This is a genomic window from Methylobacterium sp. ARG-1 (assembly GCF_001262595.1).
Lineage (GTDB): Bacteria > Pseudomonadota > Alphaproteobacteria > Rhizobiales > Beijerinckiaceae > Methylobacterium > Methylobacterium brachiatum.
In genome coordinates this window covers 1-21,728 of the sequence record NZ_LHCD01000042.1, presented here as the reverse complement: position 1 = coordinate 21,728, position 21,728 = coordinate 1, and the positions used below count along the sequence as shown (strand labels likewise).

Genomic DNA, 21,728 nt, shown 5'->3' with positions numbered 1-21,728 from the left:
CTCAATGTCCTCCGCCGCCGCCCTGCGCGGTCTTGGCCGATATCAGGAAGCACAGCGGGACGACGAGGAACGCCAGGAGCGCGGCGTACTGGTAGACGTTGCTGTAGGCCAGAACCTGGGCCTGCTTGATGTAGGTCTGGTAGGTGTGCGCGACGGCTTGCTGATGCACCACGGCTGCGGCGCGCCCGAGGGAACGGAGCGTGTGCTCGCTCTCCTGGATCAGCGTGTTGTAGCCTTGGCGCAGCGGCGTCATGAACGCCGAGAGGTGGGCCTGGTCGGACTGAGTCCGCTCCGTGACCGCGGCCGTGGACAGCGAGATACCGACGGATCCGAACACGTTGCGGAACATCGAGAACAGGGCCGATCCGTCGCTGCGATACTTCTGCGGCAGCGTGAGGTAGGCCACGGTCGAGATCGGCACGAACAGGAAGGCGAGCGCCGCCGTCTGCAAGGTGCGCATCAGGACCAGGGTCCGAAAATCGATGTTGGGGGCGAGGCGGCTCGAATAGAACAGCGCGCAACCCATGAAGGCGAAGCCGAACATGATGATGTATCGGGTCTGGACGACCTTCATCGCCATGCCGACAATCGGGATCAGTACGATTACCGCGACGCCCCCCGGCGACAGGATGAACCCGGCGTCGAGTGCTGTGTAGCCGAGAACCTGCTGGGCGAATTGGGGGATCAGGACCGAGCCCGCATACAGCAGGGCACCGAGGGCGCCGATCAACAGGCAGCCGACGGCGAAGTTCCGATCCTTGAACACCCCGAGGTCGATGATCGGCTTCTTCGCGATCAGCAACCAACAGATAGCGCCGAAGATCCCGAGGAACCCGAGGACGGCCATGGTCCGGATGAACGGCGAGCCGAACCAGCCGTCGTCCTCGCCGCGGTCGATCATGATCTGCATGCAGCCGATGCCGAGGACGATCAGGCCGAGGCCGACGTAGTCGAGGCCGCGGGAGCGCTTCTCCTTCTCAGCCGGGGGATCCTGGACGAGGTAGGCGTTGGCGAACAGGGTGAAGATCCCGACCGGCACGTTGATGAAAAAGATCCAGCGCCAGGTGGTATGCTCGACGAGGTAGCCCCCGAGCGTCGGCCCGAGCACCGGGGCGACGACGGTTGCCACCGCCGTGACCCCGAAGGCCGCCCCGCGCTTGGCCGGCGGGAACGTGTCGAGGATGATGGATTGCTGGCTCGGCTGCAGGCCACCGCCGAAGAAGCCTTGCATTAGCCGGAACATGATGATCTGCCCGAGGCTCTGCGACAGCCCGCACAGGAACGACGAGACCGTGAACATGCCGATGCAGATCAGGAAGTAGCGCTTGCGCCCGATGGTGTCGGACAGCCAGCCGGCGATGGTCAGGACGATGCCGTTGGCGACGAGGTACGCCGTCAGCGTGTAGGTCGCCTCGTCGTTCGACGCCGCCAACGTGCCGGCGATGTAGGGCAGCGCCACGTTGACGATGGTGGTGTCGAGCACCTCCATGAACGCCGCCAGCGTCACCGCGATGGCGATGAGCCACGGGTTGTGGGCGGGTTTCCAGCCGTCCGATGCACCGCTCACTTGAGCATCACCGTCGGCACGACGCTGACGCCGAGCGGCAGGGGCTCGTCCTTCCTCAGGCCGGAATCGATCACGATCTTCACCGGCACGCGCTGGACGATCTTGATGAAGTTACCGGTGGCGTTCTCGGCCGGGAAGGCGGAGAACTTCGAGCCCGACCCGCGCTGGATCGACTCGACGTGCCCCTGCAGGTCGAGGTCGGGATAGGCGTCGATGGCGATCTTGACCCGCTGCCCGGGACGCATGCCGTCGAGTTCGGTCTCCTTGTAATTGGCCGTGACCCAAACGTCGGTGGTGACCAGGGACATCACCTGCTGACCTGCGGTGAGGTAGTCGCCGGCGTTGACGTTGCGCTTCGTCACCCAGCCGTCTTGGGACGCGCGCACCGTGCTCCATTCGATGTTCAGGTTGGCCTGGTCGACCTGCGCCTTGGCCTGCTCCGCCTGCCCCTTAAGCTGGTCGACCTGCTGCTCGGACTGGCCGATGTTCTGCTGGACCGGCATGGCCTGGACGAGGCGCGCCTGAGCCTGCTCGACCTGGGCCTTGGCCTGCTGGTAGCTCGACGCCGTGGTGTCGACCTCCTGCTGCGTGGTCGCCAGCTTCGGCAGGCTCTTCTGCCGGTCGTAGTTGGCCTGCTGCAGGGCGAGGTTGGCCTTGGCCGCGTCGAGGTTGGCCTGAGCGAGTTGGAGCGCGGCGGGGAAGTTCTTCCTGGCGATCTCGACACCGAGTTGCTGGTTGGCGATCTGTGCCTTGTTCGCGTCGAGCTGCCCCTGGGCCTGTTCGCGGCTGTAGAGGAACTGGCGCGGGTCGATGCGGAAGAGTGGATCACCTTTGTGCACGAACTGGTTGTCGGTGATGTCGAGGGCGATGACCTGTCCGGCGACCTGCGGCGCGACGTTGACGATGTTGCCGTCGGTGTAGGCGTCGTCGGTGCTGACCTTCCCGCGGGTAGATAGCCAATAGTACAAGCCGCCCCCGGCCAGCAGCAGCAGGACCACGGCGGCGATCCCGATCACCAGCGGTCGACGCTTTTTACGCTTGTTCGCGTCCTGGTCCTCGCCAGTATCCTGCTTGTTGGGGTCTGCCTCCGATGGCTCGTCCCGTTGGCTCCGCGGCCTGTCTTGGCGTTCATTCTCATCCCGCTCGCGCGGGGCGCGGCCATCATCCTCGCCACGGTCGTCCGAGGAGCTTCGATGCCCTCTGTCCTCGGCATGATCGTCGTACACGTTGTCCCAATCGCCTTCGGAGCGGCGCTGCCGATCGTGCGAGGCCGATCGCTCACTTCGGTTGCCGCCCCGCCGCCCGCCGGGAGCGGACGCACCGGACTGTGAGTCCCCTTGGCTGTCAGCTTCGGATCCGACATCGAGGTAATCGTGCCGGCCGCGAGAGCGGTCATAGGGGCGGGAACGGCTGTCCGCGTCGTCGGTCATGGATGGAAATTGTAATCCTATCGACGGCGTGGTCGGCTGGAACAGTAGGTCGCGCGGCCATCTTGCCTTATGAATGGCCAACATAACCGAACCCATTGGTTCGGATGTGCGCGGGTGAACGGATCGATGTCAAGAGCCGAGGTGCCCGACCAGAAGATGGCACGTGTGCCTATTCCGCGCGGTGCTCGACGGCGCAGAGAGATCGCCTGGGCCGCCGAGCAGGTATTCCTGCAGCATGGCTTCGCCGACACGACCATGCAGATGGTCGCCTTGGAAGCTGGTGCCTCCAAGGAGACGCTCTATCGACATTTTGGCAGCAAGGAAGACCTATTTCTGGAGGTCGTGAACAACAGGAACAACAAGGTTCGACAGATACTTGACGCTGAGCTTGAGAGCGATAGGCCCATTCCTATCATCTTGCGATCTGTTGGTATTTCATTGCTGGAATGCATGTGCAGCCCTACGGTGGCCGCCCTCGCTCGCATCATCGTGAACGAAACACCCCGGTATCCGGCACTCGGGGATGCCTTCTACGCGATGGCTCCTGGCCGCACGCTCCAGAAACTCACTCGCTACCTCACGGACGCCAAAGCCCGTGGGGAGTTCGTCGGCGATGCCCCAGAACTGGCTGCGGAGATCTACACCGGTAGTGTCATGGGAAAATTCATTACGCTTATGCTGTTCACTCCGCACACGTTCGCGATCGACCGAGAGCAGATCGAGGCGCATGTGGACGAGGTGGTACGGACGTTCTCAAGATCGTATATTGTGCAGCGTCAAAATCGATCATCGGGAAGAAATTTCTCCCATATTTGAACGATATACGTACTATGGTTCGCAGAAAATTCATATCGCCCAGCCGGTACACTTTGTTCGCGATGATAAACCTGAAACAGTACACGATCAGCGGGTTCTGCTCGCGCGGTTCGGGAGCCTGAGAAGCCGAAGCCGATCATGGCTTTCAATAATGACGCCTATCGAAGCCCAGCAACGCTGAGAGTGCCTGTGCGTGTCTGGATGCAGGCGTCGGGACGATGTCGGATTTTTCGGTCGACGTGGGCCTTGAGATGTGAATCAAAGGAGGCGTGAAGACGCCTGCCGATCTCATCGACAAGGATGCCCTGATCGCTTCTCTGGTTGAGCGGATCGAGGGGCTCATGGCGCAGAACGCGGCCCTTGCGGCGCGTGTCGCTGAGTTAGAAGCCAAGCTCGGCCTCCCGCCCAAGACGCCGGACAACTCGAGCCTGCCGCCTTCGAAGGGGCAGAAGCCGTCGCTGCCCACGATCCCCGCGCGCAAGGCCAAGCCCCATCCCGGTGCCCATCGTCTGCTTCATCCCAATCCGACCCGCCATCACGACGTGCTGGCGCTGGCGTGCCAGGCTTGCGGGGCTGACGTGTCGGGGGCGGAGCAGAGCCCCTGCGAGACCTACGATCGCGTGGAGATCCCGAAGATCGAGCCGGACGTGACGCGCGTGTCGCTGCACGGCGGCACATGCCCGTGCTGCGCTAAGCGGTTCAAAGCGGAGGCGCCAGTGGGCCTGGAGCCGGGCTCGCCCTTCGGGGCCAACATCCGCGCCTTCGTGATTTATCTGCGCGCGGTCCAGGGCATCCCGCTGGCACGGTTGCGCGACGCGCTCCTCGACCTGTTCGGCCTGGCGATCAGCGAGGGGGCGCTCGTCAACATGCTGTCGGCGGGAGCCGCGCCGTTCAAGGCCGCGGTGTCGCTTATCAAGGAGCGGCTTCTTGCCGGCACCGCCATCGCATCCGACGAGACCGGCGTGCGCGTCGGCCGCGCCAACTGGTGGCTGTGGGTGTTCCACCACGGCGACAGCGCTGTCTTCGTCGCCGATGCCCATCGCTCAAAGGCCGTCGCCGAGGCCTTCCTCGGCGACCATCGGCCCGACTTCTGGACATCGGACCGCCTCAGTGCACAGGCGGGTTGGGCCATGAAGGAGCATCAGGTCTGCCTGGCACACCTGATCCGGGACGTCCAGTACGCCATCGAGGCTGGGGACACGGTGCTCGGGCCTCGCCTGAAGGACCTGCTCGAACGGGCCTGCGCGATCGGACGACGGCGGGCCACTCTCAAGGATTCCACCCTGAAAGCCTACGAGGCCGACCTCGAGCGATGCCTCGACCGCATCATGGCGCTCGATCCCATCCACACGGCCGGGATCAAGCTCGGACGCATGATCCCCAAGGTCCGAGCCCAGCTCTTCGTCTTCGTCCAGAACCGTGATCTGGAAGCCACGAACAACGGGTCGGAGCGGGCCCTACGACCGTAATTACCCAGTGCGCCGGGAGACCGGCAAGGAACAGATGGTGGAAGTCCGTCACGATGAAGGTGTAGCGAACCGCATCGGCCCCGAGCCGTGCGTTGGCGTCCGTGAGGGCGTCGGCGAAGCGTCGGTAGGGGAGCGCATAGGCCAGCTATCGAGCCACGAAAGTTACATCTCCCGGGTGCCGACGGCGTTGGGTAGTCGGAAGGCAACACGGACAGGCGCGTCATCGCGAGTGCCTGTCCGACCCGGCGTGGTCGCAGACCCTGGCATGTGCGGACGTTCCTTGTTCGGGAACCGGGAGATCTCCCGATCGGCCGATGGCCGTCGAGGTGGATCGGTCCGTGGCGGGAAGGCGAGGAGCCAAAGCCGCCGATGAACGATCGGGAGAAGTCTGATCCCGGCATAGTAGCTGAGAAGCCGACGAACAAACCCGGGCGACCGGGGGCGGAGCCGGTGGAGCCAAGGCCGGGAACCGAGGGGAACGCGAACCGGCAAAGCACGCTCCGGACCCAGGGCCGGGCTGGCGTGACACAGGCGCTGGAACGCGTACGGCAAGCAGCAAAGCATGGGAGGACGGAACGGTTCACCGCGCTCCTGCACCACATCGACGTCGACCTGCTCCAGGCAGCGTTCCTGGCGCTCAAGCGCCGGGCCGCCGCGGGCGTGGATGGCGTGACGTGGGAGGACTACGAGGTGGGGATCGAGCTTCGGCTCGCAGATCTCCACGACCGGGTCCATGGGGGAGGCTACCGCCCGCAACCGTCCCGCCGGACGTATATACCGAAGGCGGACGGCCGGCAGAGGCCGCTGGCGATCGCCGCCTTGGAGGACAAGATCGTCCAGGGTGCGACCGCCATGGTGCTGAGCGCCATCTATGAGGAGGACTTCCTCGGGTTCTCCTACGGGTTCCGGCCCGGACGAGGACCGCACGATGCGCTCGACGCCCTGGCGGTGGCGATCGACAGACGCAAGGTGAACCACATCCTGGACGCCGACGTGGAGAACTTCTTCGGGGCGATCGACCAGAGATGGATGATCCGCTTCCTAGAGCACCGCATCGGGGACCGGCGCATCCTCCGCCTGATCCAGAGATGGATGAAGGCGGGGGTGCTGGAAGACGGGATCGTCACCGTCGACGACAGGGGGACGGGGCAAGGATCGGTGATCTCGCCGCTCCTAGGCAACGTCTACCTTCACTACGTCTTCGATCTCTGGGCCGAGCGCTGGCGACGGCGGGAGGCCCGGGGCGCGATGATCGTGGTGCGTTATGCCGACGACCAGATCGTCGGCTTCGAACGCGAGGACGACGCCCACCGCTTCCAGCAGGCGATGCAGGCGCGGTTGGAAGCGTTCGCCCTGAAGCTCAACCCGGACAAGACCCGACTGATCGAGTTCGGCCGCCATGCGGCTGCACGCCGATCCAGCCAGGGCCTGACCAAACCGGAGACCTTCGACTTCCTTGGGTTCACGCATATCTGCGGCCGGTCCCGTAAGGGACAGTTCCTCCTCAGGAGGATCACCCGGGCCGATCGGAGACGTGCCAAGCTCAAGGAGCTGAAGGAAGAGCTTCGGCGACGCATGCATCAGCCGATCCCGATCCAGGGAGCATGGCTGAAGCAGGTGGTCACCGGCCACTTCGCCTATTATGCGGTGCCGACCAACAGCCGGGCGCTCTCGGCGTTCCGGCATTGGGTGGGAGACCTCTGGCGACGCACGCTCCGGCGACGCAGCCAGAAGGATGCACGCACGTGGGACCGTATGGCGAGGCTGGTCGGCGACTGGCTCCCACCACCCCGCATCCGTCATCCCTGGCCCAACGTCCGCTTCGCCGTCAGACACCCGAGGTAGGAGCCGTATGCGGGAATCCCGCACGTACGGATCTGTCCGGGGGGCGCTCCGCAAGGAGCGTCCCTACCGGGAACGACCCTGCGCAGTCTACCGCAAGATCACCAACGGCTTCCGCCAGGAGTGGGGCGCTCATCTCTACACCGACATCAGGTCCGTCATCGAAACGGCCCGACGACGCTCTGTTCGCGCCATCGACGCCATTCGGCTCACGTTGCGTGGCCAGCCCATCTCCATACCCGCCTGAGCGTCATCTCAGACCCCTGAGCAATTACAAAATTTGGATCACATCCGGTAAGCCGAAGATCGTTGCTATCACAAAATATAAATTGAAAATCTTAAAGCCGTAGGCTATCTTTGTCGTGCCGAGGGTATAGATGTATCTTCTAGTGTGTTTGCAGCAATAAAAAATTTCTTGAACACGCTGAACATGTCGATAAGAAAGGCCACAGTAGTCTTTGAACATTTGACCTGCAGATTGCTTTGGCTGGCGCGGTGTTCAAGGCCGCCGCTGGAACTGTATGCAAGGCTGCCTTGATCATCGCAGGCGTCTCCCGTCCTCGGGTACCGCCGATAAATCAACGTTGTAGCCCTTCGCGGCTAGAGCTTCGAGCACGAGGTACTTGACCGTAACCCGACGGTTTAGCGCCTCCTGACGCAACGCCATCCACACTGTATCTGGCACCTCGAATTTGAGGGCGGTACCCTTAGTAGGGGTGACAGGAGCAAATGGGGCTTTGGGTTCTTGGGAGGTTGGGTTTATTGAAGTTGCCGTAGGTGTGGGTTCGGCTAGTGGTTGCCCTAGCCCCTCGACCCGTGCCTGGGGCGCGGACGAGGAGCGGGTGAAGCCTAAGTCGCTGGTAGCCACAGCGAGTTGCTGGGCATCCTCGGGTGAGATCCGAGGCCGCGGGCGTGGTGCGGGCTGGAAAGCGGGCTTCGTCATCGTGCTCAGGCCGCCTGCTGCTGGACTGCCAAGACTTCAAGAAGTTCACCCAGCGCACCGGCAACTTCTTGAAGGGCTTTGGGATCTCCGTCCGGGTGAGCGGGCGTAGCGCCAGTGAAGTGGATCGCCTGATAGGCCGCTCGTTGGATGACCTCAGTGCGCAGGACCGGAATACTGGCGGACTGAATCTCCTTCCGGGCGTGCTGCGCCACACGGCTCTGCAGAGGTGACATCTGCGTGAGAGCCACCCGAGCCGGGATCGGCCGCCGCAGCATCTTCTCTGCACGCTGCACCACCTCGTACGTGCGGAACACCTCCTGTAGGTCCATACCTGAGACCTTAGAAGGGATCAGCACGAGGTCGCTTTCGGCGATAGCGTATGTGACAGCTTGCGAGGCCGCGCCTTCGAGATCTACGAACACGAGACTGTAGCGCGAGGCGGCGTCGGAGATCCGGTCCAGGATCGTCTTCTCGGTCACATCCGCGATAATATCTACACGGCAGTCCTCGCCGGCCCGCTCGCGCCATGAAGCGACATGTCCGTTTGGGTCGGCATCGATAATAGCGACGCTACCGCCCTGCCGGGCGTAGGCATCCGCCAGACAAATCACGAGCGTCGTCTTACCGACCCCACCCTTGGTGCTGCAAACGCTGATCACAGCCATTGCCCCAGCTCCATGTTATACGATCTCCCCAGTGCCCAAGTGAACTGACGCCCAAATGATCAACAAACCATTAACCCGAGAGCCCTGATGGGCAAAAACCCCTTTGGTCTACTAGACTGGTGGGCGAAAGCCCATGCACCCTTGTACCCATTGAGGCAGGTGGGTGCATGGGTGACAGGCCTAAAGGGCATCTGGGCGAAAGCTCAAGTGGGCAGATGGCTTCGAGCCCGTCTGCCCCTTAGGACGCAAGGTACTGACGGACCAGTTCACGCGGCAGCGTTGACTTAGCAGTGCTGCCCAGACGACATGAGCAGTCCCGGCTACGCCCGAGCAGTCGAGTCGTGAGCCGGAGAAGGAGATGATCGCCGCGGAAACGAGACCCTAAAACGACTACGGGCTCCCCGTCGCCAAACGAGGAGCCCGCGAAATCGAGTGGTCTGTGAGGACCTGTTCCAACTCCTCACAAGCCACATGGCGCCCCCGGGTGTCAAGGCGGAACGCCAATTCCGCCGCCGATGAAGTCGTGCTTTGTGGAAAGGGGACCTACTGGGTGGGTCCCCTGGCTCTGCCGCGGCCCTGCGAAGGGCCAGGACGATGTTTGCTGAGGAGATCCGCCGACAGGCGGAGATTGCCCCCCAAGCCGCGCTGCCGGCCGTGACGGCTGCGCTTTGGCGTGCTTACGGGGAGGGAAAAGTCACAGAGATCGAAGCGGAAACTCTGTCGGGGCTGATCGCGGCGCGCACCATTTCCACGTCACGACGGCGCGAAAATCCGCCGACGGGGCAGGTTATGCACTCCCCCGTTCCAGGAGTTTCAACCAACGTCGGGAATGCAGGCATTGCTTCGGGGAACGTAGGATCACCTAGTAAGGCCATCGGCTCACGCCCGCGCACGGATGCCTCTCTAGAGCGCCGTCGCCGCTGGGCCGCCTCGGGGCGGCTCCCGCCGGGACTGGCGGCCCGGTTCACGCTGGCCGAGCAGGCGGTACTTGCCCTAGTGGCGGCCGAAACCGTGCGCCGGAAGGATTGCCGGTTGGCGGTCGGGCACATCGCGGCGATCGTCGGTGTCGCCGAGACCACAGTCCGCAACGCCATCCGCGAGGCCGTGAGGCTCGAGCTGGTGACGGTGGAGGAGCGGCGGATTACCGGCTTCCGCAACGATACTAACATCGTGCGGATCATCTCACCGGAGTGGCAGGCGTGGCTGCGGCTGGCGCGCAAATCATCGGCGGGACCCGGTGGCCTTGCGGATGTGCGTCGTGACCCGGCCAAGGGGGGAGGGTGCAAATCCGCGCAGCGCACGTCTACTCAAGTTCTAGATTCGGGAATTTCGGAGACAACGGCACCGTCGAAATGCTGCCGAAGGGCAGCGGGCGACCTCGACCGATCAGACCGCCCGGGAATCCGCGCGGGTCGTAGGACCAGCGCAGCCATGCGCTGACGGTCTGGCGCTGTACGATCTGGCGAACGCGATCCCAGCCTCATCGGATGGGCTGAAGCTCCACGGCCAGAATCTGGATGGGGCAGGGCGGCTCACACCAGTTGACGACGAAGCCCTGGGCGACCGGTCCGTGCTGTTCTACGGTCACGCTTCAAATTCGAGCGTTCGAACCGCACCATGCCGATCCGGCGCGAGCACCGCTTCTTCTACCCGATCGACTGGCCACAGCTCTCGATCGCGATCCGGTTCGGGCGCGCCCAGGGGGCTTGCGAGGGTTGCGGCCGGCCGCACGGGCGAACCGTCGTCCATCTCGGCGACGGTCGCTGGTGGGACGACGCGGCCACCGTCTGGCGCGACGGACGTGGCCGGCGGGTGCGGGTCGCGCCCGGGTCTGTCGACATCCTCGGGATTGCACGTCGGACCCGGGTGGTGCTGGCAGCAGCCCACCGCGATCACGACACGGCTAACAACGCCGGAGCCAATCTCGCCGCGTTCTGCCAGCGCTGCCACATGATCCACGATCGGCCCGAACACCGCCGCCGTCGCTGGGCGACCCTGTTTCGGCGCAAGGCGCTGGGTGACCTGTTCCGCGGGCCCTACGGTTGATCCTGGGCGACCGGGATCGTCGAGCCCAGGGTCCATGACCGGGCACAGGGCCGACCGATCGCGTTCACCGCTCGATACCCTGCCCGCGACCGAGTTCCGGATCGCGGCGGCTGAGACGGCGCGTGACCTGCGCGACCAAGCTGCGGACCGCCGGGGCCGGCGCACGGCTCAGCCGGCGTCCGTAGGCGTCGACCAAACGCCAGGCCGGCACGATCAAGCGCTCGACCCCGAGCCACGCCGCGGCCTCGCGGAGCGCTCGCGCCGCGCGCACCGCCCGACCGACGTCGATCCCCGGGGCGACGCGCTCGGGCAGCCTGAGCAGCCCATCGCGCACGAACGCGACCCGATCGGCGGCGTAGTCGATCACGTTGGCCTTCTCGTGGTAGCTCAGCGCTTCCCGAAACAGCCGCTCCAGGACCATCGTATCGGTGGCCGGCATCCGCGGATCCGCTTGGCGTTGACGGCACAGGGCGTCGAGCCGGTCGCGCTCGACCACCACCCGGGCCTCGTGCTGGTGCCGCGTCAGCCCGACGTAGATTTCGCGCGCGTCGGTGCCGGACCCAAGATACATCACCGCCGCGGAACATGTCCGACCCTGGGCCGCGTAAGTTGTTCCGGCATAGGCGTGTACGACCTTTGGATGGGCGGGCCGGCGGCCGAACCGCGGGACCCGCCGCAGTTCGTTCCATGCCACCTCGATGACCCTGTTGTCCTCCAGCGCCAGGCGCAGGTGGGCATTACCGTCCGGTTCCGCGACGATGGCCTCGACCCGGGCGCGGGAGCCGTTGCGGAGCTTGAGATGGGAGAGGCTCTCGCCGAACCGGAGCTGATCGCCGACGGCGAGCGCGAGCGGCACGACTCGGTCCTCGCGGTCGCGAGCCGGTGGGGTGATCAGGTCGGGGCCGAGCTGACCCTCGGCCCGCAGCACTGCCCGCGCCCGAGCGTTCAGCGCCGCCGCATCGGCGTTGCGCCGGGTGACGATGAGCACATCCCCGCCGTGGCGGACGCGCTGCTCGGTCCACGCTGCGATCACCCGCCCGCGCGCAGCCTCGATGCCCGGGACCAGCTCGACCCGATGCTCGGCCGCGTAGGCGCGCAGGCCCGCCTCGGCGTCACCGCGCGCCATCACCACCGAGGCGGCGCGCTGCCAGTCCACCGTCTGCCGGCGGACCTCCCCGAGCACCGCCGAGCGCCCGACCACCTCGGCCACCGCCCGCAGCGCGCTCGCACCCGCGACCGAGGCCAACTGCTTGCGATCGCCGATCAGCACCACCTTCGCTCCGGCGATCTGCGCGGCGCTCAACACCGCCTCCAGATCGCGGCTCCCGACCATGCCCGCCTCGTCGACCAGCACCAGGGTATCGCGGTCGAGTGCCGCAACGTCGGTGTGGCGCTCAGCCCCCGAGCGCGTCGCCCGGGCGCGGTCGTGGCGCCAGCGCGCGATCGCCTGCGCCGGGATCCCGGTGGAGCGGGCGAGTTCGTCGGCCGCGACCCAGGAGGGGGCCAGGCCGACCACCCGCATCCCAGATTTGTGCGCGGCGTCGACCAGGGTCGCGGCCGTGGTGGTCTTGCCGGTCCCGGCACCGGCTTGGAGCAGCCCCACCCCATCCGGGCCGGCGGCGTGGCGCACGGCCTCGGCTTGCTCCGGGCTGAGGCGGTCGTCCCGGGCCAGGGCCGTCGCCACCGCCTCGGGGGTGATCCAGGTTCGCTCCAGCGGGCGATCGGCGGCGCGCAGCATCGCTGCCTCGCTCGCGGCGATGCCTGGGCTGGTCCAGCAGGCACTCGCCCCCGGCACCATCTCGGCGGCGGCGAGCGGCAGCAGCGTGCCGTCCTGCTCCATGCGGGTGAGCTCCGCCTCGACCTCTCCGACCCCGAGGCCCTGTAAACCTGCGAACTCCAGGGCACGCTGAAGCAGATCCTTGCGCGTCAGGACGCTCTCGTGCCGGAACAGGGCCGAGGCGGCGCGCGCCACTGGACTGTCGCCGGGGATCTCGGGCGAGTCGAACGGGGGTTCGAGTTCCGCCGCGCGTGCGGCCGCGAGGGCGGGGTCGAGCTCGGGATGGTGCGCAGCGTCCCATGGATCGAGCGCGCAGGCGGCCAATTCCTCGCGCCAGCGGGTCTCCAACTCGGGGCCGGTCGGCAGCTCGTGCTTGCCCCGGCGGGTGGCGAGCGCGGCGACTTCGCGCTGGGCGGGCGTGGCCCCGGCGCCAGCGTAGTCGAGGATCTGCTCCGAGCGCTTGGAAAAGTTCGCTAGCAGCGCCTCGGGCGGGCCGGCGATCTCCCATTGCCCGCATCCGGCTTCGCGGTAGCGAAAGCCGAACCGACGGTGCAGGTCCTCCGCCAGGGCAGCGCGATAGGCGGCACCCACAGTGATCTGGTAGGTGTAGAGTTGTTCGACCTCGATGGTCAGGTGCGTCTGCGATTTGTACCGACCTGAACCCGTATTCTTCGGCGCTCCTGCGACGTTTATAAAAACACAGTGCGTGTGGATATTTGGATCACCTTCCCGAGTGGTGTAATGATCGAAGCGGCCGATGATCAAATCACTCGGCCGATGCCGTTCGACGCCTCCCGCACCGGTTCGGACGGTGACCAGCCCCTCCGCCGCCACGAAGGCGAGCGCCCGCTCGACCGCGGTCCGGTGCGCCGCCTCGATCGCGGCGCGCTGCTCGGGTGTGCCCGCCATCCACAGGACTGAGACTGATTTCCCGGGTGTCAGGGTACAGTCCTGGCCGGCCCAGTGGCCCGCGCCGGCACCGCGCACCAGCGCTTTGCCGGTGCTGGGATGATACCCGGCGCAGAGATCGCGGAACGAGGCCGCGTCGATCGCCGCGCCGTGGCGCACGACCGTCCCGCCGGAGCTCCACCACACCCCATCGCCGTCCTTGGCGTAGTACTCGTCGCGCCGGTCCGGGCGCGCCTCGCGCTGGCTATCGTTGGTGTAGTACAGCCCGGCCGCTGGGCCGGCCCCGAGCCGGTGCAGCGAGGCGGTCACGCCACCGGGGCTCCGGTGCCGTCGCCGTCGCCGTCGTCGGCTCGAAAGCGACAGACCTTGGTCAGATCGATGCCTCCTGAGGGCGCCCCGAGTTCACCCACGGCCTGGGCCATGTCGAGCAGGGCGGCGTCGATCTGTTCGGCGCGCTCGATCAGCACGCGGTGGCGGATCGCGACTTCCAGGTGTTGAGCGACGCACTCGGCCGCCAGGCTCTCGGCCGACCAGCCGCGTTCGGTTGCAGCGGCGCTGAGGCGGAGGGCGAGGGGGGCTGCCAGGGTAAGGGTGAGCTTGACCTCGTCGGGCATCGGCGTACCTGCTGCGCGTGGAGCGGGCCGAGACGCTGACAGGTTCTGGGCACGGCGGCGAGGCGCGCGAGCCCCCTTAGTTAACGCTTCGGCAGCTTCAGTGCGTGTGGTGTGACACATCCTTCCTTGCCGTACCCGTTACCGTACTGCTGCCGACGTCGGCCGTAGCCTGCCGTCCGATGCCGGACCCTAACGTGCGCTTGCCGTCATCTCCGGCATTTGAACGATCGGCTGCACGGCCTGGCAGGTCCCGTCCTGCTATGCCCTCGCCATGGCCCAGCGCCCCCGCCTCGATCTAAGCCGCCTCGCCCGCGACGCCGCCGCGATCCCTGACAGCCGCCGCAAGGTGGGGGCACCGGGCGGTCGGCCCGCCACGGGTCTGATGGATGCCGTGCGCGACCATCTCGACGCCCTCGTCGCCCTTCAGGCCGGCGGCCTAACCTGGAACGCGGTCGCGGCCGGGCTCACGGCGCAGGGCTTCACCACCGCCGGCGGCCAGCCGATCACCGGGCGCAATCTCACCGGCATCATCTCCAGCGTGCGCCGGCAGACTGCCGCCCGCGCGGCCAAGGCGGCGGCGCGGGTAGCCCGACCCGATCGGCCGGATCCCGCGCGACCTCCCGCCACCCAAACCTCTTCCGATCCCCGCCCGTCGCGGCTCGCACCTGAGCTGCGCCCGGATCGCGACGCACCCACCCCGTCGACCGCGGATGCGCCGCTCACCGAGGTGGAGATCCGGCGGCTGCAGGCCGAAAAGCACAACCACCTGTTCAAGAAGGACTGACACCATGCCCCGCGTCCTCCTCGTCGCCCAGGAAACCGGCGGCGTCGGCAAATCGACCGTGACCCGCGGCCTGGCCGAGGCGGTGCCGGACGCCCCGATCCTGGAGATCGAGTCGGTGCCGCGCCTGACCGAGTTCAAGGCCGCGACGGCCGCCAATGAGCCCGGCAGCGTGCGCTACTTCGAGATGCGCGCCACGCGTGAGGCGATCGAGGCCAGCGGTGGCAAGGCCGCCCGATCCGAGCTCGACGACGTGATCAACGCGCTCCACGAAGTAGCGGCCCCCACCCTCGTCGACATCGGCGCCAACACCTCCGCGAGCCTGCTCGGCGTCCTGAAGGACGAGGCGCCGGAGCTGCGCAAGGCCGGGATCGAGCTCGGGCTCGTTGTGGTGGTGGCCGCCGAGGCCGGCTCGCTCGCAGATGCGGGCAAGCTGCTGCAGGGGACGCGGGACTGGGCCGGTGCCCGGTTCGTCGTAGCCAACGGCGTACGGGGGGTGATCGACCCGGCGATCCTGAAGCGGGTCGTAGGGGACGCAACGGTCGCGCACCTGCGCGCCTTCGAGCTGGAGGACGAGACGCGTGCGGTGCTGGCGGCCGGCCAGCTGCGCGGCGTCGGCCGGCTCGACCGGGCTGGTTTGGTCAAGCAGACCTCACCAGCCCAAGCCGGGCGGATCCTGCGTGACCTCACCGCCTTCCGCCTCGCCGTGATGGAGGCGGTCAGACCGGCTGCCCTCTGGTTGGTCGAGGAGGCCCCGGTTCCGGTTCGTGCTGGTACGCCGACGGGGGGAGCCAAGCGTGCCCGCAACGCCTGAGGACGTGCGCGCCCGCATCGCGCGGGCCAGCCGTGCGGCCGCTGAGGCTGCAGCCGCATTCGAACACGACAGCCGCGCCGCGCTCACCCGGCTGAAAGCGCGCTCTAGAAAGGAGCGCTTCGCAGCCCTGGAGGATGGCGCCCCGCAGCTCCTGCCCGAGCATCGGCGCGAGCTCCTGCTCTCCATTCGTGACCAGTCCGACGAGGCAGAGCCGAGCGCCCGGCCCGCGCCTGGCCACGCAAGCCGCATCGAGGTCTGGCGCGGACGCCTGCCGTTCAGGGGGCGCCGTCTCACCCGTGATGCGCTGCTCGCGCTCTGCCTGGTGCTCGCGCTGGTTGTCGCCTACCGCCGTACGCCGACCTCCTGGGTCGAAGTTCGGAGCGACAGGGACGTGACTGCCGCCTGGGTCATGCCGGACGGAGGGCCCGCCGGAGACCGCCTCGTAGCGGGACGCGGCTACGCGCTGATGCGTGTCACCGATGGGGTGGCCGAACTGCGCGATTGGCAGTCCGGTACGGGTTATGCTGTGGCGCACGTGCCGGTGGACTGGGTACGGACCCGCCCCGGACCCGCCTCGCACTGAGCGCCAGAGCGTTCTCGATCGAGCAACGCCCCGGCGGTAGACATGCGCCGTTCCAGCCGTCCGCCGCGCTCAGGCGCGTTGCCTCTATCATGTGCCCGGCCCTTCCACCCCTGCCGATGCAGATCCGGCACCGGGCACGCGTGCGTGGCGACAACTTCGGCTCACCGCGCCCGGCCAACGGGCGGCACGGAGGTGATCAGCCTGCGGAAGCGCGCGTCGGTGTGCGCGACCGTCTTCTTCAGGCGCAGCGGATGGCGGGCATGGCCGCCGCTATTGGGAAACACCAGGAGCTCGTCGCCCGGCATCGCGATCAGCGCCTCCTTGGTCATCAGCCGTGCACTCTGCGAAGCCCGCGTCGTCGACGGCGTCCCCTTGGCGTCGCCGGTCGGCGCCGTCCGGGTCTCCACAAAGGCGGTGTAGTCGCCGAGCGCCCGCGACCAGCGCTCGGCCTCGTCCGGATCGACGGCGGGCAGGTCGAAGACGGTGACGACCTCGGCGGTATTGAGCAGCACGTCCGCTCCGGCCTCGCCGTAGAGCCCGACGAGCTGGGCGCGATCCTGCCACATCGTCCATAGGCTGGCACCGTAGCCCGGCAGCTCGCCCGCCGCGGTGAGCAGCGTGTCGAAACGCCCGAGTACCGCGGCCTCGTCGACGAAGATTATCAGTCGCTCGGTCGGGCGGTGACGGCGCACCGAGGCGAACAGGTCGGACAGCAGCCAGCGCAGGAACGGCGCGAGCACGGCCTTGTACTCGGTCGGCACGGCCACGAAGAGATCGACCTCGCCGGTCGACAAATCCGAGAGCTGGAACGTCGAGCCACCGACGAGGTCGCGCAGGCGCCGGTCGGCGAGCCACTGGAACGCCTGCAGGGCGGTGGACTTGATCGGGTCCTTGGTCTTCGGGTCTGCCTCCAGGATCTCCATGGCCGCGTAGGCCGCGGGCTCCGGCCAGTGTTTGACGTATTGCTGCAGGAGCCCGAGGAAACGGGCCTCGGCGGTGAGGAGGTCCTGGACCTCCACCACCGTGCACGCCTCCGGCCGGCGTAGGGCGACCAGAAACGCGCCGGTGATCAAGTCGACTGCACGGTTGCGGAAGTAGGCGGATGCCTCGCCGTCACCGGTAGCCTCGGGCAGGAGCGCCAGCGCGGTGCTCTGGAGGTAGAGGAGGTCGTTCGGGTCACGACCCTGGAGTGGGTTCCAGCGATCTGTGCCGCCGGCCAGACCCATGGGATCCAGGCAGACGACGCGGCGGCCGAGCGCCCGGCGCCTTGCCGCTACGGAGCGGTACACCTCTCCCTTGGGGTCGAACACGACGGCTGGTCCGCCCCAGCCCTGCGGCTCAGGAAAGGCGAGATTGGGGATGAGCAGGCCCGAGGTCTTACCTTTGCGCGGCGGCGCGATGGTTACGAGTGTGCCTTGCACGGCGATGCGGACCGGATGGCCCGTCTCGGGATCTCGGCCGAGTTCGAGGCCGCCGCGCAGCCGCCCGCGCTCGGCCGTGTTGGCGAAGCGGGCCGAGCCGAACAGGTTGGAGGTGTCCCGCTTCTGTTCTGGCTTGGCACGCCGCAGCAGCTCGGCGCCGAACAGGATCAGTAGCGGTGAGAAGGCGAGGATCGGGGCCAGCGACCAGCCGCCACGCGCGAACTCTGGGGCGCGGCCGATCAGCATTCGGTAAGGCATCGCGAGCGCGTCGCCGACATGCGGGGAGAATAGGGTCTCGAACCAAGCGCCGGGGCGCATCACCTCTGTGGGCCAATACGCAGGATCGAACCCATTCTGGATCAAGCCCGCGACCGGATAGGCCATGAACACGGTTACAATAAAAACGAAAGCTATAAAGCGCATGGCAATATAATCTTAGTCTGAGATGAAAAATTCATTCTGACCGAAATATTTGTACCTTATCCCAAACTCTATTATATACTATCCACATAATATTAAATATAGCCATCATCAGAGCCAAACGCGCTGAGCCTGGAGTCAGTAAAATCGTTAGGTCAAATGGTGACGACGTGATTTCAATGCTAGCGATCAGGATGCTGATACACATTGAAGCCGTACTCGTCGCCCATAGCAAAATCTGCACCTTTGCCGTTCTTGCTGCTTCCGCGAAAAACCCAATCATAACCCCTATCGTCATCATGAGAAATTCCGGTAGTACAGATACATTGTCTGGATAATGGTATATGTTTATTCCGTAAAATATAAAAGCAAAAACTAAGAAATAGATAGACTTTGCTGCTGGGCTCCAGTTCGACACTTGCCATCTCTCGTAAAAAATGATGTCAGAATAGCCTATATGCCAAGTTTATTAAAAAATTTTCGAAGCAATGACTACAATTTTTGACAGCTGATGAAATCTTTTTCGATGGTCGCTACGATCAGGCTGAGTCGTTGTAAAGAAGTATAAGGGTGCATGCACGCTGCTACACGCAGTGTTTCCGGCACTAACGCAAGGGCAGAGCTTAGCCAAACTGCCAAACCCAAGCGCAAACGCAGGCGCGCATTTGCGCTCCTCTTCCGCTCCGGCTGGTTGCCGTCCAGCCCCTCCCGGCGGCCCCTTGCTGTTGCGAACCACGAGACCTCCCCGCTCGCGACACATATCGTCGGCCCTGATGCTGCCGGCATCGGGGGGATGATGTGCTCCGAGGATCGGAGCGTTCAGTCCTTTGCGGGCATGCTGTTGGCACGGGCGCGTGGGAAGTAGTTGTAGAAGGTATCCCGGTTGACCCCGAGCCGCTTGGCGATGTCGGCGACGCTGATCGTGCCGGCCGCCAGCATTGCCCGGGCCGCCTCGAGATCGGCCTCCTTTAGCTTCCTTGGCCGGCCGCCTTTGCGACCGCGCGCGAGCGCGGCCTTCAGACCCTCCATGGTGCGCTCGCGGTTGAGGTCGAGGAAGTACTCGGCCATGGCGCCGTGCATCTGCAGGGCGAAGCGGCCGTGGGCGGTCGCGGAGTCGAACTGCTCGGTGAGTGAGCGGAAGTGCACCTCCTTCAGGCGCAGACCGTCGATGGTGCGCATCATCTCCACCAGCGAGCGGCCGAGCCGATCGAGCTTCCACACCACGAGCACGTCCTCGGGCCGTAGGAAGGCGAGGGCGGCGTCGAACTCGGGCCGCCGGGTCCCGGCCTTACCGGACTTCTTCTCCTCGAACAGGCGCTCGCATCCGGCCTTGGTCAGCGCGTCGCGCTGGAGGTCGAGGTTCTGGTCGAGGGTCGAGACGCGGGCATATCCGACGAGCATGTCGGGACAGTGCCAAAAATACGTTTCTCCGGCAATAGAAAAGCCGACACGCTTTTCCGACAGGAACGGAGTCATTTGAGGCGGGTCCGAACGTGCTATTGCGCATTGTCGGGAAAACGATCGAATTGCCGACACGCGAACCGATAGGACAATTGTCTGGGTTGGGTGGAAAGCAGGCTTTAGACCTTCGTCCTGAAGCGTACGTTCCGCTGCCGAGCCATGCCAGCCATTCCGACAGCCATCAGCGGCTCTCGTAAGCGGCCGTCCAGAAACCTTGGGCGGGGCTGCAAGCTGCCCTTCGCGACGGCTACCAAGCGTGAGACTTCGCTCCCTGGCAGTCTATGACCAGCAACATTGCGTTAGTTAGTTGCGTGCAATCAATCTGTGCAAAGGCGCGTCTGATGCGCCGAGGGCGTCAGCGGAAAGTCTCCGACTGTCACCCAGCCTGGAGGATCGCGGTGCTCTTTTTCTCCGACCGGGGTACGTCCGCCAAGCTTGACGCACTCGACCGCTCGCAAGCGGTTATCGAGTTCGCGCTCGACGGCACGATCCTGACGGCGAATGGTAACTTCCTGAGCACCGTCGGCTATACGCTCACCGAGATCCAGGGCCAGCATCACGGCATGTTCGTCGAACCGACGGAGCGAGAGGGCGCGGCCTATCGCGAGTTCTGGGCCACCCTCGCCCGTGGCGAGTTCAAGGCCGCCGAGTTCAAGCGTGTCGCGAAGGGTGGGCGCGAGATTTGGTTGCAGGCGACCTACAATCCAGTGCTCGACCGCGCAGGTAAACCCAGCAAAGTCGTCAAGTTCGCGAGCGACATTACCGCCCAAAAGCTTCGGACCCTCGACCTCCAGGGCAAGTTTGCTGCCCTCGACCGCTCGCGCGCGGTGATCGAGTTCGATCTCAGCGGAACTATCCTCGCTGCCAACCAGAACTTTCTCGACACCGTCGGTTACACGCTGAACGAGATCGTCGGCCAGCATCACAGTCTGTTCGTCGATCCGGCTGAGCGCCAGAGTGCTGCCTATCGCACCTTCTGGGAGGCGCTGGCGCAGGGCGAGTTTCAGCGGGCGGAGTTCAAGCGCTTCGCTAAGGGCGGACGCGAGATCTGGCTGCAGGCGATCTACAACCCGATCCTCGATCCGGAGGGCAAGCCGTTCAAGGTGGTCAAGTTCGCGAACGACGTCACGGCCGAGAAGCTGCGCATGGCCGACATCCTGGGCCAGATCGCCGCGATCAACCGCTCGCAAGGTGTGATCCACTTCGACCTCGACGGCACCGTGCTCGACGCCAACGAGAACTTCCTCGCCGCGATCGGTTATCGGCTGGACGAGATCCAGGGCCAACACCACCGCATGTTCGTCGACCCAGGCTACGCTGGGACGCCTGAGTACCGACAACTCTGGGATAGCTTGCGGGCCGGCGCGTACCAGTCCGACGTGTTCAAGCGCGTGGCCAAAGGCGGCCGGGAGGTCTGGATCCAGGCGAGCTACAATCCGATCCTGGATATGAACGGCAGGCCGTTCAAGATCGTGAAGTACGCCACCGACATCACCGCCAAGATGGCAGCCCAGATCAGCGCCAGTGGGGCGGCGGGGCAGACCCTGTCGAGCGTGCAGAACGCGGCGGCCGCAGCTGAGGAGCTGAGTGCCTCGCTCGGTGAGATCTCGCAGAACCTCGTGCACTCCCGCGCGGAGGTGGATGCCATCCACGAGCGCGCTCAGGCGGCCGATCAATCGACCGTGCAGCTGAATGCGGCGACAGCCTCGATGACCGGCGTCGTTCAGTTGATCCAGGGGGTCGGCGAGCAGATCAATCTGCTGGCGCTGAACGCTACGATCGAGGCGGCCCGCGCTGGAGAAGCGGGCCGCGGGTTCGCGGTGGTCGCTGGCGAGGTGAAGAGCTTGTCGACCCAGGTCACTAAGGCGACGAGCCGGATCGCTCAAGACATTCAGTCGATGCAAGGCATTGCAGGGGACGTGGTGTCCTCGCTTGGCAGCATCGCGCGCTCGATCACCTCGGTGCGCGAAGCGGTCTCTGGCGTCACCTCGGCTGTCGAGCAGCAGGCCGTGGCGACGCGCGAGATCTCAGCGAGTATGCAGATCGCCTCGGAAGGCGTATCGGACATCGACCAGAACCTGCACGTGCTGGTGGGCTAAAGCATACACCCAGGAGGCCGGCTGTTGACGAGCTGCTGTCAGTAGCCTGAAAGCAGACCTTCCAAAGGCCA

Annotated in this window: 16 protein-coding genes; 9 read left to right on the top strand and 7 right to left on the bottom strand. The window is 65.6% G+C overall.

What is annotated here, in order from left to right:
• Position 1: 1 nt before the first annotated feature.
• Positions 2 to 1,567, bottom strand: a complete 1,566-nt coding sequence (locus AKJ13_RS26575; protein ID WP_050736023.1) for a DHA2 family efflux MFS transporter permease subunit — start codon at positions 1,565 to 1,567, stop codon at positions 2 to 4.
• On the bottom strand, positions 1,564 to 2,583 hold the full coding sequence (locus AKJ13_RS26570) for an HlyD family secretion protein (RefSeq protein WP_244471746.1): 1,020 nt from the start codon (positions 2,581 to 2,583) through the stop codon (positions 1,564 to 1,566). The genes AKJ13_RS26575 and AKJ13_RS26570 overlap by 4 nt, the downstream gene beginning before the upstream one ends.
• A 555-nt stretch (positions 2,584 to 3,138) precedes the next feature.
• Here AKJ13_RS26570 and AKJ13_RS26565 point away from each other — a divergent pair.
• From AKJ13_RS26565 to ltrA, 3 genes are all read left to right on the top strand, one after another.
• Positions 3,139 to 3,813, top strand: a complete 675-nt coding sequence (locus AKJ13_RS26565) for a TetR/AcrR family transcriptional regulator (protein WP_160320629.1) — start codon at positions 3,139 to 3,141, stop codon at positions 3,811 to 3,813.
• 269 nt (positions 3,814 to 4,082) lie between these two features.
• Positions 4,083 to 5,282, top strand: a complete 1,200-nt coding sequence (locus tag AKJ13_RS26560; RefSeq protein ID WP_050736021.1) for an IS66 family transposase — start codon at positions 4,083 to 4,085, stop codon at positions 5,280 to 5,282.
• Positions 5,283 to 5,549: 267 nt separating this feature from the next.
• Positions 5,550 to 7,127 (top strand): group II intron reverse transcriptase/maturase, encoded by a 1,578-nt coding sequence (gene ltrA, locus AKJ13_RS26555; RefSeq protein ID WP_348270978.1) that lies wholly within the window; start codon positions 5,550 to 5,552, stop codon positions 7,125 to 7,127.
• 945 nt (positions 7,128 to 8,072) lie between these two features.
• On the opposite strand, the gene AKJ13_RS26545 is transcribed toward ltrA, so the two are convergent.
• Complete coding sequence (locus AKJ13_RS26545; protein WP_050736018.1) at positions 8,073 to 8,732, bottom strand: ParA family protein; 660 nt, start codon at positions 8,730 to 8,732, stop codon at positions 8,073 to 8,075.
• A gap of 594 nt (positions 8,733 to 9,326) precedes the next feature.
• On the opposite strand from AKJ13_RS26545, the gene AKJ13_RS30890 reads away from it, so the two are divergent.
• On the top strand, positions 9,327 to 10,172 hold the full coding sequence (locus AKJ13_RS30890; RefSeq protein ID WP_082317142.1) for a helix-turn-helix domain-containing protein: 846 nt from the start codon (positions 9,327 to 9,329) through the stop codon (positions 10,170 to 10,172).
• A gap of 177 nt (positions 10,173 to 10,349) precedes the next feature.
• Positions 10,350 to 10,778 (top strand): hypothetical protein, encoded by a 429-nt coding sequence (locus AKJ13_RS26540; protein WP_050736017.1) that lies wholly within the window; start codon positions 10,350 to 10,352, stop codon positions 10,776 to 10,778.
• A gap of 64 nt (positions 10,779 to 10,842) precedes the next feature.
• Here AKJ13_RS26540 and mobF read toward each other — a convergent pair whose 3' ends face one another.
• Together mobF and AKJ13_RS26530 are read right to left on the bottom strand one after the other, a co-directional pair.
• Entirely contained in the window at positions 10,843 to 13,773 is a 2,931-nt protein-coding gene (gene mobF / locus AKJ13_RS26535) for a MobF family relaxase (protein ID WP_050736016.1), read from the bottom strand.
• Positions 13,770 to 14,078 carry a hypothetical protein gene (locus AKJ13_RS26530; RefSeq protein ID WP_050736015.1) on the bottom strand — a complete coding sequence of 103 codons (309 nt, stop codon included), beginning with the start codon at positions 14,076 to 14,078 and terminating at the stop codon, positions 13,770 to 13,772. The genes mobF and AKJ13_RS26530 overlap by 4 nt, the downstream gene beginning before the upstream one ends.
• Positions 14,079 to 14,349: 271 nt before the next feature.
• Between AKJ13_RS26530 and AKJ13_RS26525 the strand changes: the two genes are divergently transcribed.
• Genes AKJ13_RS26525 through AKJ13_RS26515 form a run of 3 tightly spaced genes read left to right on the top strand, consistent with a single transcriptional unit; the run spans position 14,350 to position 16,256 of the window.
• The gene (locus AKJ13_RS26525; protein ID WP_050736014.1) at positions 14,350 to 14,862 is read left to right on the top strand and encodes a hypothetical protein; all 513 of its coding nucleotides are present in this window, start codon (positions 14,350 to 14,352) and stop codon (positions 14,860 to 14,862) included.
• 4 nt (positions 14,863 to 14,866) lie between these two features.
• Positions 14,867 to 15,673, top strand: a complete 807-nt coding sequence (locus AKJ13_RS26520) for a hypothetical protein (protein ID WP_050736013.1) — start codon at positions 14,867 to 14,869, stop codon at positions 15,671 to 15,673.
• Positions 15,657 to 16,256 (top strand): hypothetical protein, encoded by a 600-nt coding sequence (locus AKJ13_RS26515; protein ID WP_050736012.1) that lies wholly within the window; start codon positions 15,657 to 15,659, stop codon positions 16,254 to 16,256. The genes AKJ13_RS26520 and AKJ13_RS26515 overlap by 17 nt, the downstream gene beginning before the upstream one ends.
• Before the next feature lie 161 nt (positions 16,257 to 16,417).
• Here AKJ13_RS26515 and AKJ13_RS26510 read toward each other — a convergent pair whose 3' ends face one another.
• Both AKJ13_RS26510 and AKJ13_RS26505 read right to left on the bottom strand, forming a co-directional pair.
• On the bottom strand, positions 16,418 to 18,100 hold the full coding sequence (locus AKJ13_RS26510; RefSeq protein ID WP_050736011.1) for a type IV secretory system conjugative DNA transfer family protein: 1,683 nt from the start codon (positions 18,098 to 18,100) through the stop codon (positions 16,418 to 16,420).
• A gap of 816 nt (positions 18,101 to 18,916) precedes the next feature.
• Positions 18,917 to 19,498, bottom strand: a complete 582-nt coding sequence (locus tag AKJ13_RS26505; RefSeq protein WP_050736010.1) for a recombinase family protein — start codon at positions 19,496 to 19,498, stop codon at positions 18,917 to 18,919.
• 458 nt (positions 19,499 to 19,956) lie between these two features.
• Between AKJ13_RS26505 and AKJ13_RS26500 the strand changes: the two genes are divergently transcribed.
• Positions 19,957 to 21,657 (top strand): PAS domain-containing methyl-accepting chemotaxis protein, encoded by a 1,701-nt coding sequence (locus AKJ13_RS26500; RefSeq protein WP_244471745.1) that lies wholly within the window; start codon positions 19,957 to 19,959, stop codon positions 21,655 to 21,657.
• The last annotated feature ends 71 nt before the right edge of the window (positions 21,658 to 21,728 follow it).

Bases quoted from the DNA above. Each gene is read 5' to 3' on its own strand.
- AKJ13_RS26520 (WP_050736013.1), top strand. From the start codon at position 14,867: ATGCCCCGCGTCCTCCTCGTCGCCCAGGAAACCGGCGGCGTCGGCAAA.
- AKJ13_RS30890 (WP_082317142.1), top strand. From the start codon at position 9,327: ATGTTTGCTGAGGAGATCCGCCGACAGGCGGAGATTGCCCCCCAAGCC.
- AKJ13_RS26525 (WP_050736014.1), top strand. From the start codon at position 14,350: ATGGCCCAGCGCCCCCGCCTCGATCTAAGCCGCCTCGCCCGCGACGCC.
- AKJ13_RS26510 (WP_050736011.1), bottom strand. From the start codon at position 18,100: ATGCGCTTTATAGCTTTCGTTTTTATTGTAACCGTGTTCATGGCCTAT.
- AKJ13_RS26505 (WP_050736010.1), bottom strand. From the start codon at position 19,498: ATGCTCGTCGGATATGCCCGCGTCTCGACCCTCGACCAGAACCTCGAC.
- AKJ13_RS26530 (WP_050736015.1), bottom strand. From the start codon at position 14,078: ATGCCCGACGAGGTCAAGCTCACCCTTACCCTGGCAGCCCCCCTCGCC.
- AKJ13_RS26540 (WP_050736017.1), top strand. From the start codon at position 10,350: ATGCCGATCCGGCGCGAGCACCGCTTCTTCTACCCGATCGACTGGCCA.
- AKJ13_RS26545 (WP_050736018.1), bottom strand. From the start codon at position 8,732: ATGGCTGTGATCAGCGTTTGCAGCACCAAGGGTGGGGTCGGTAAGACG.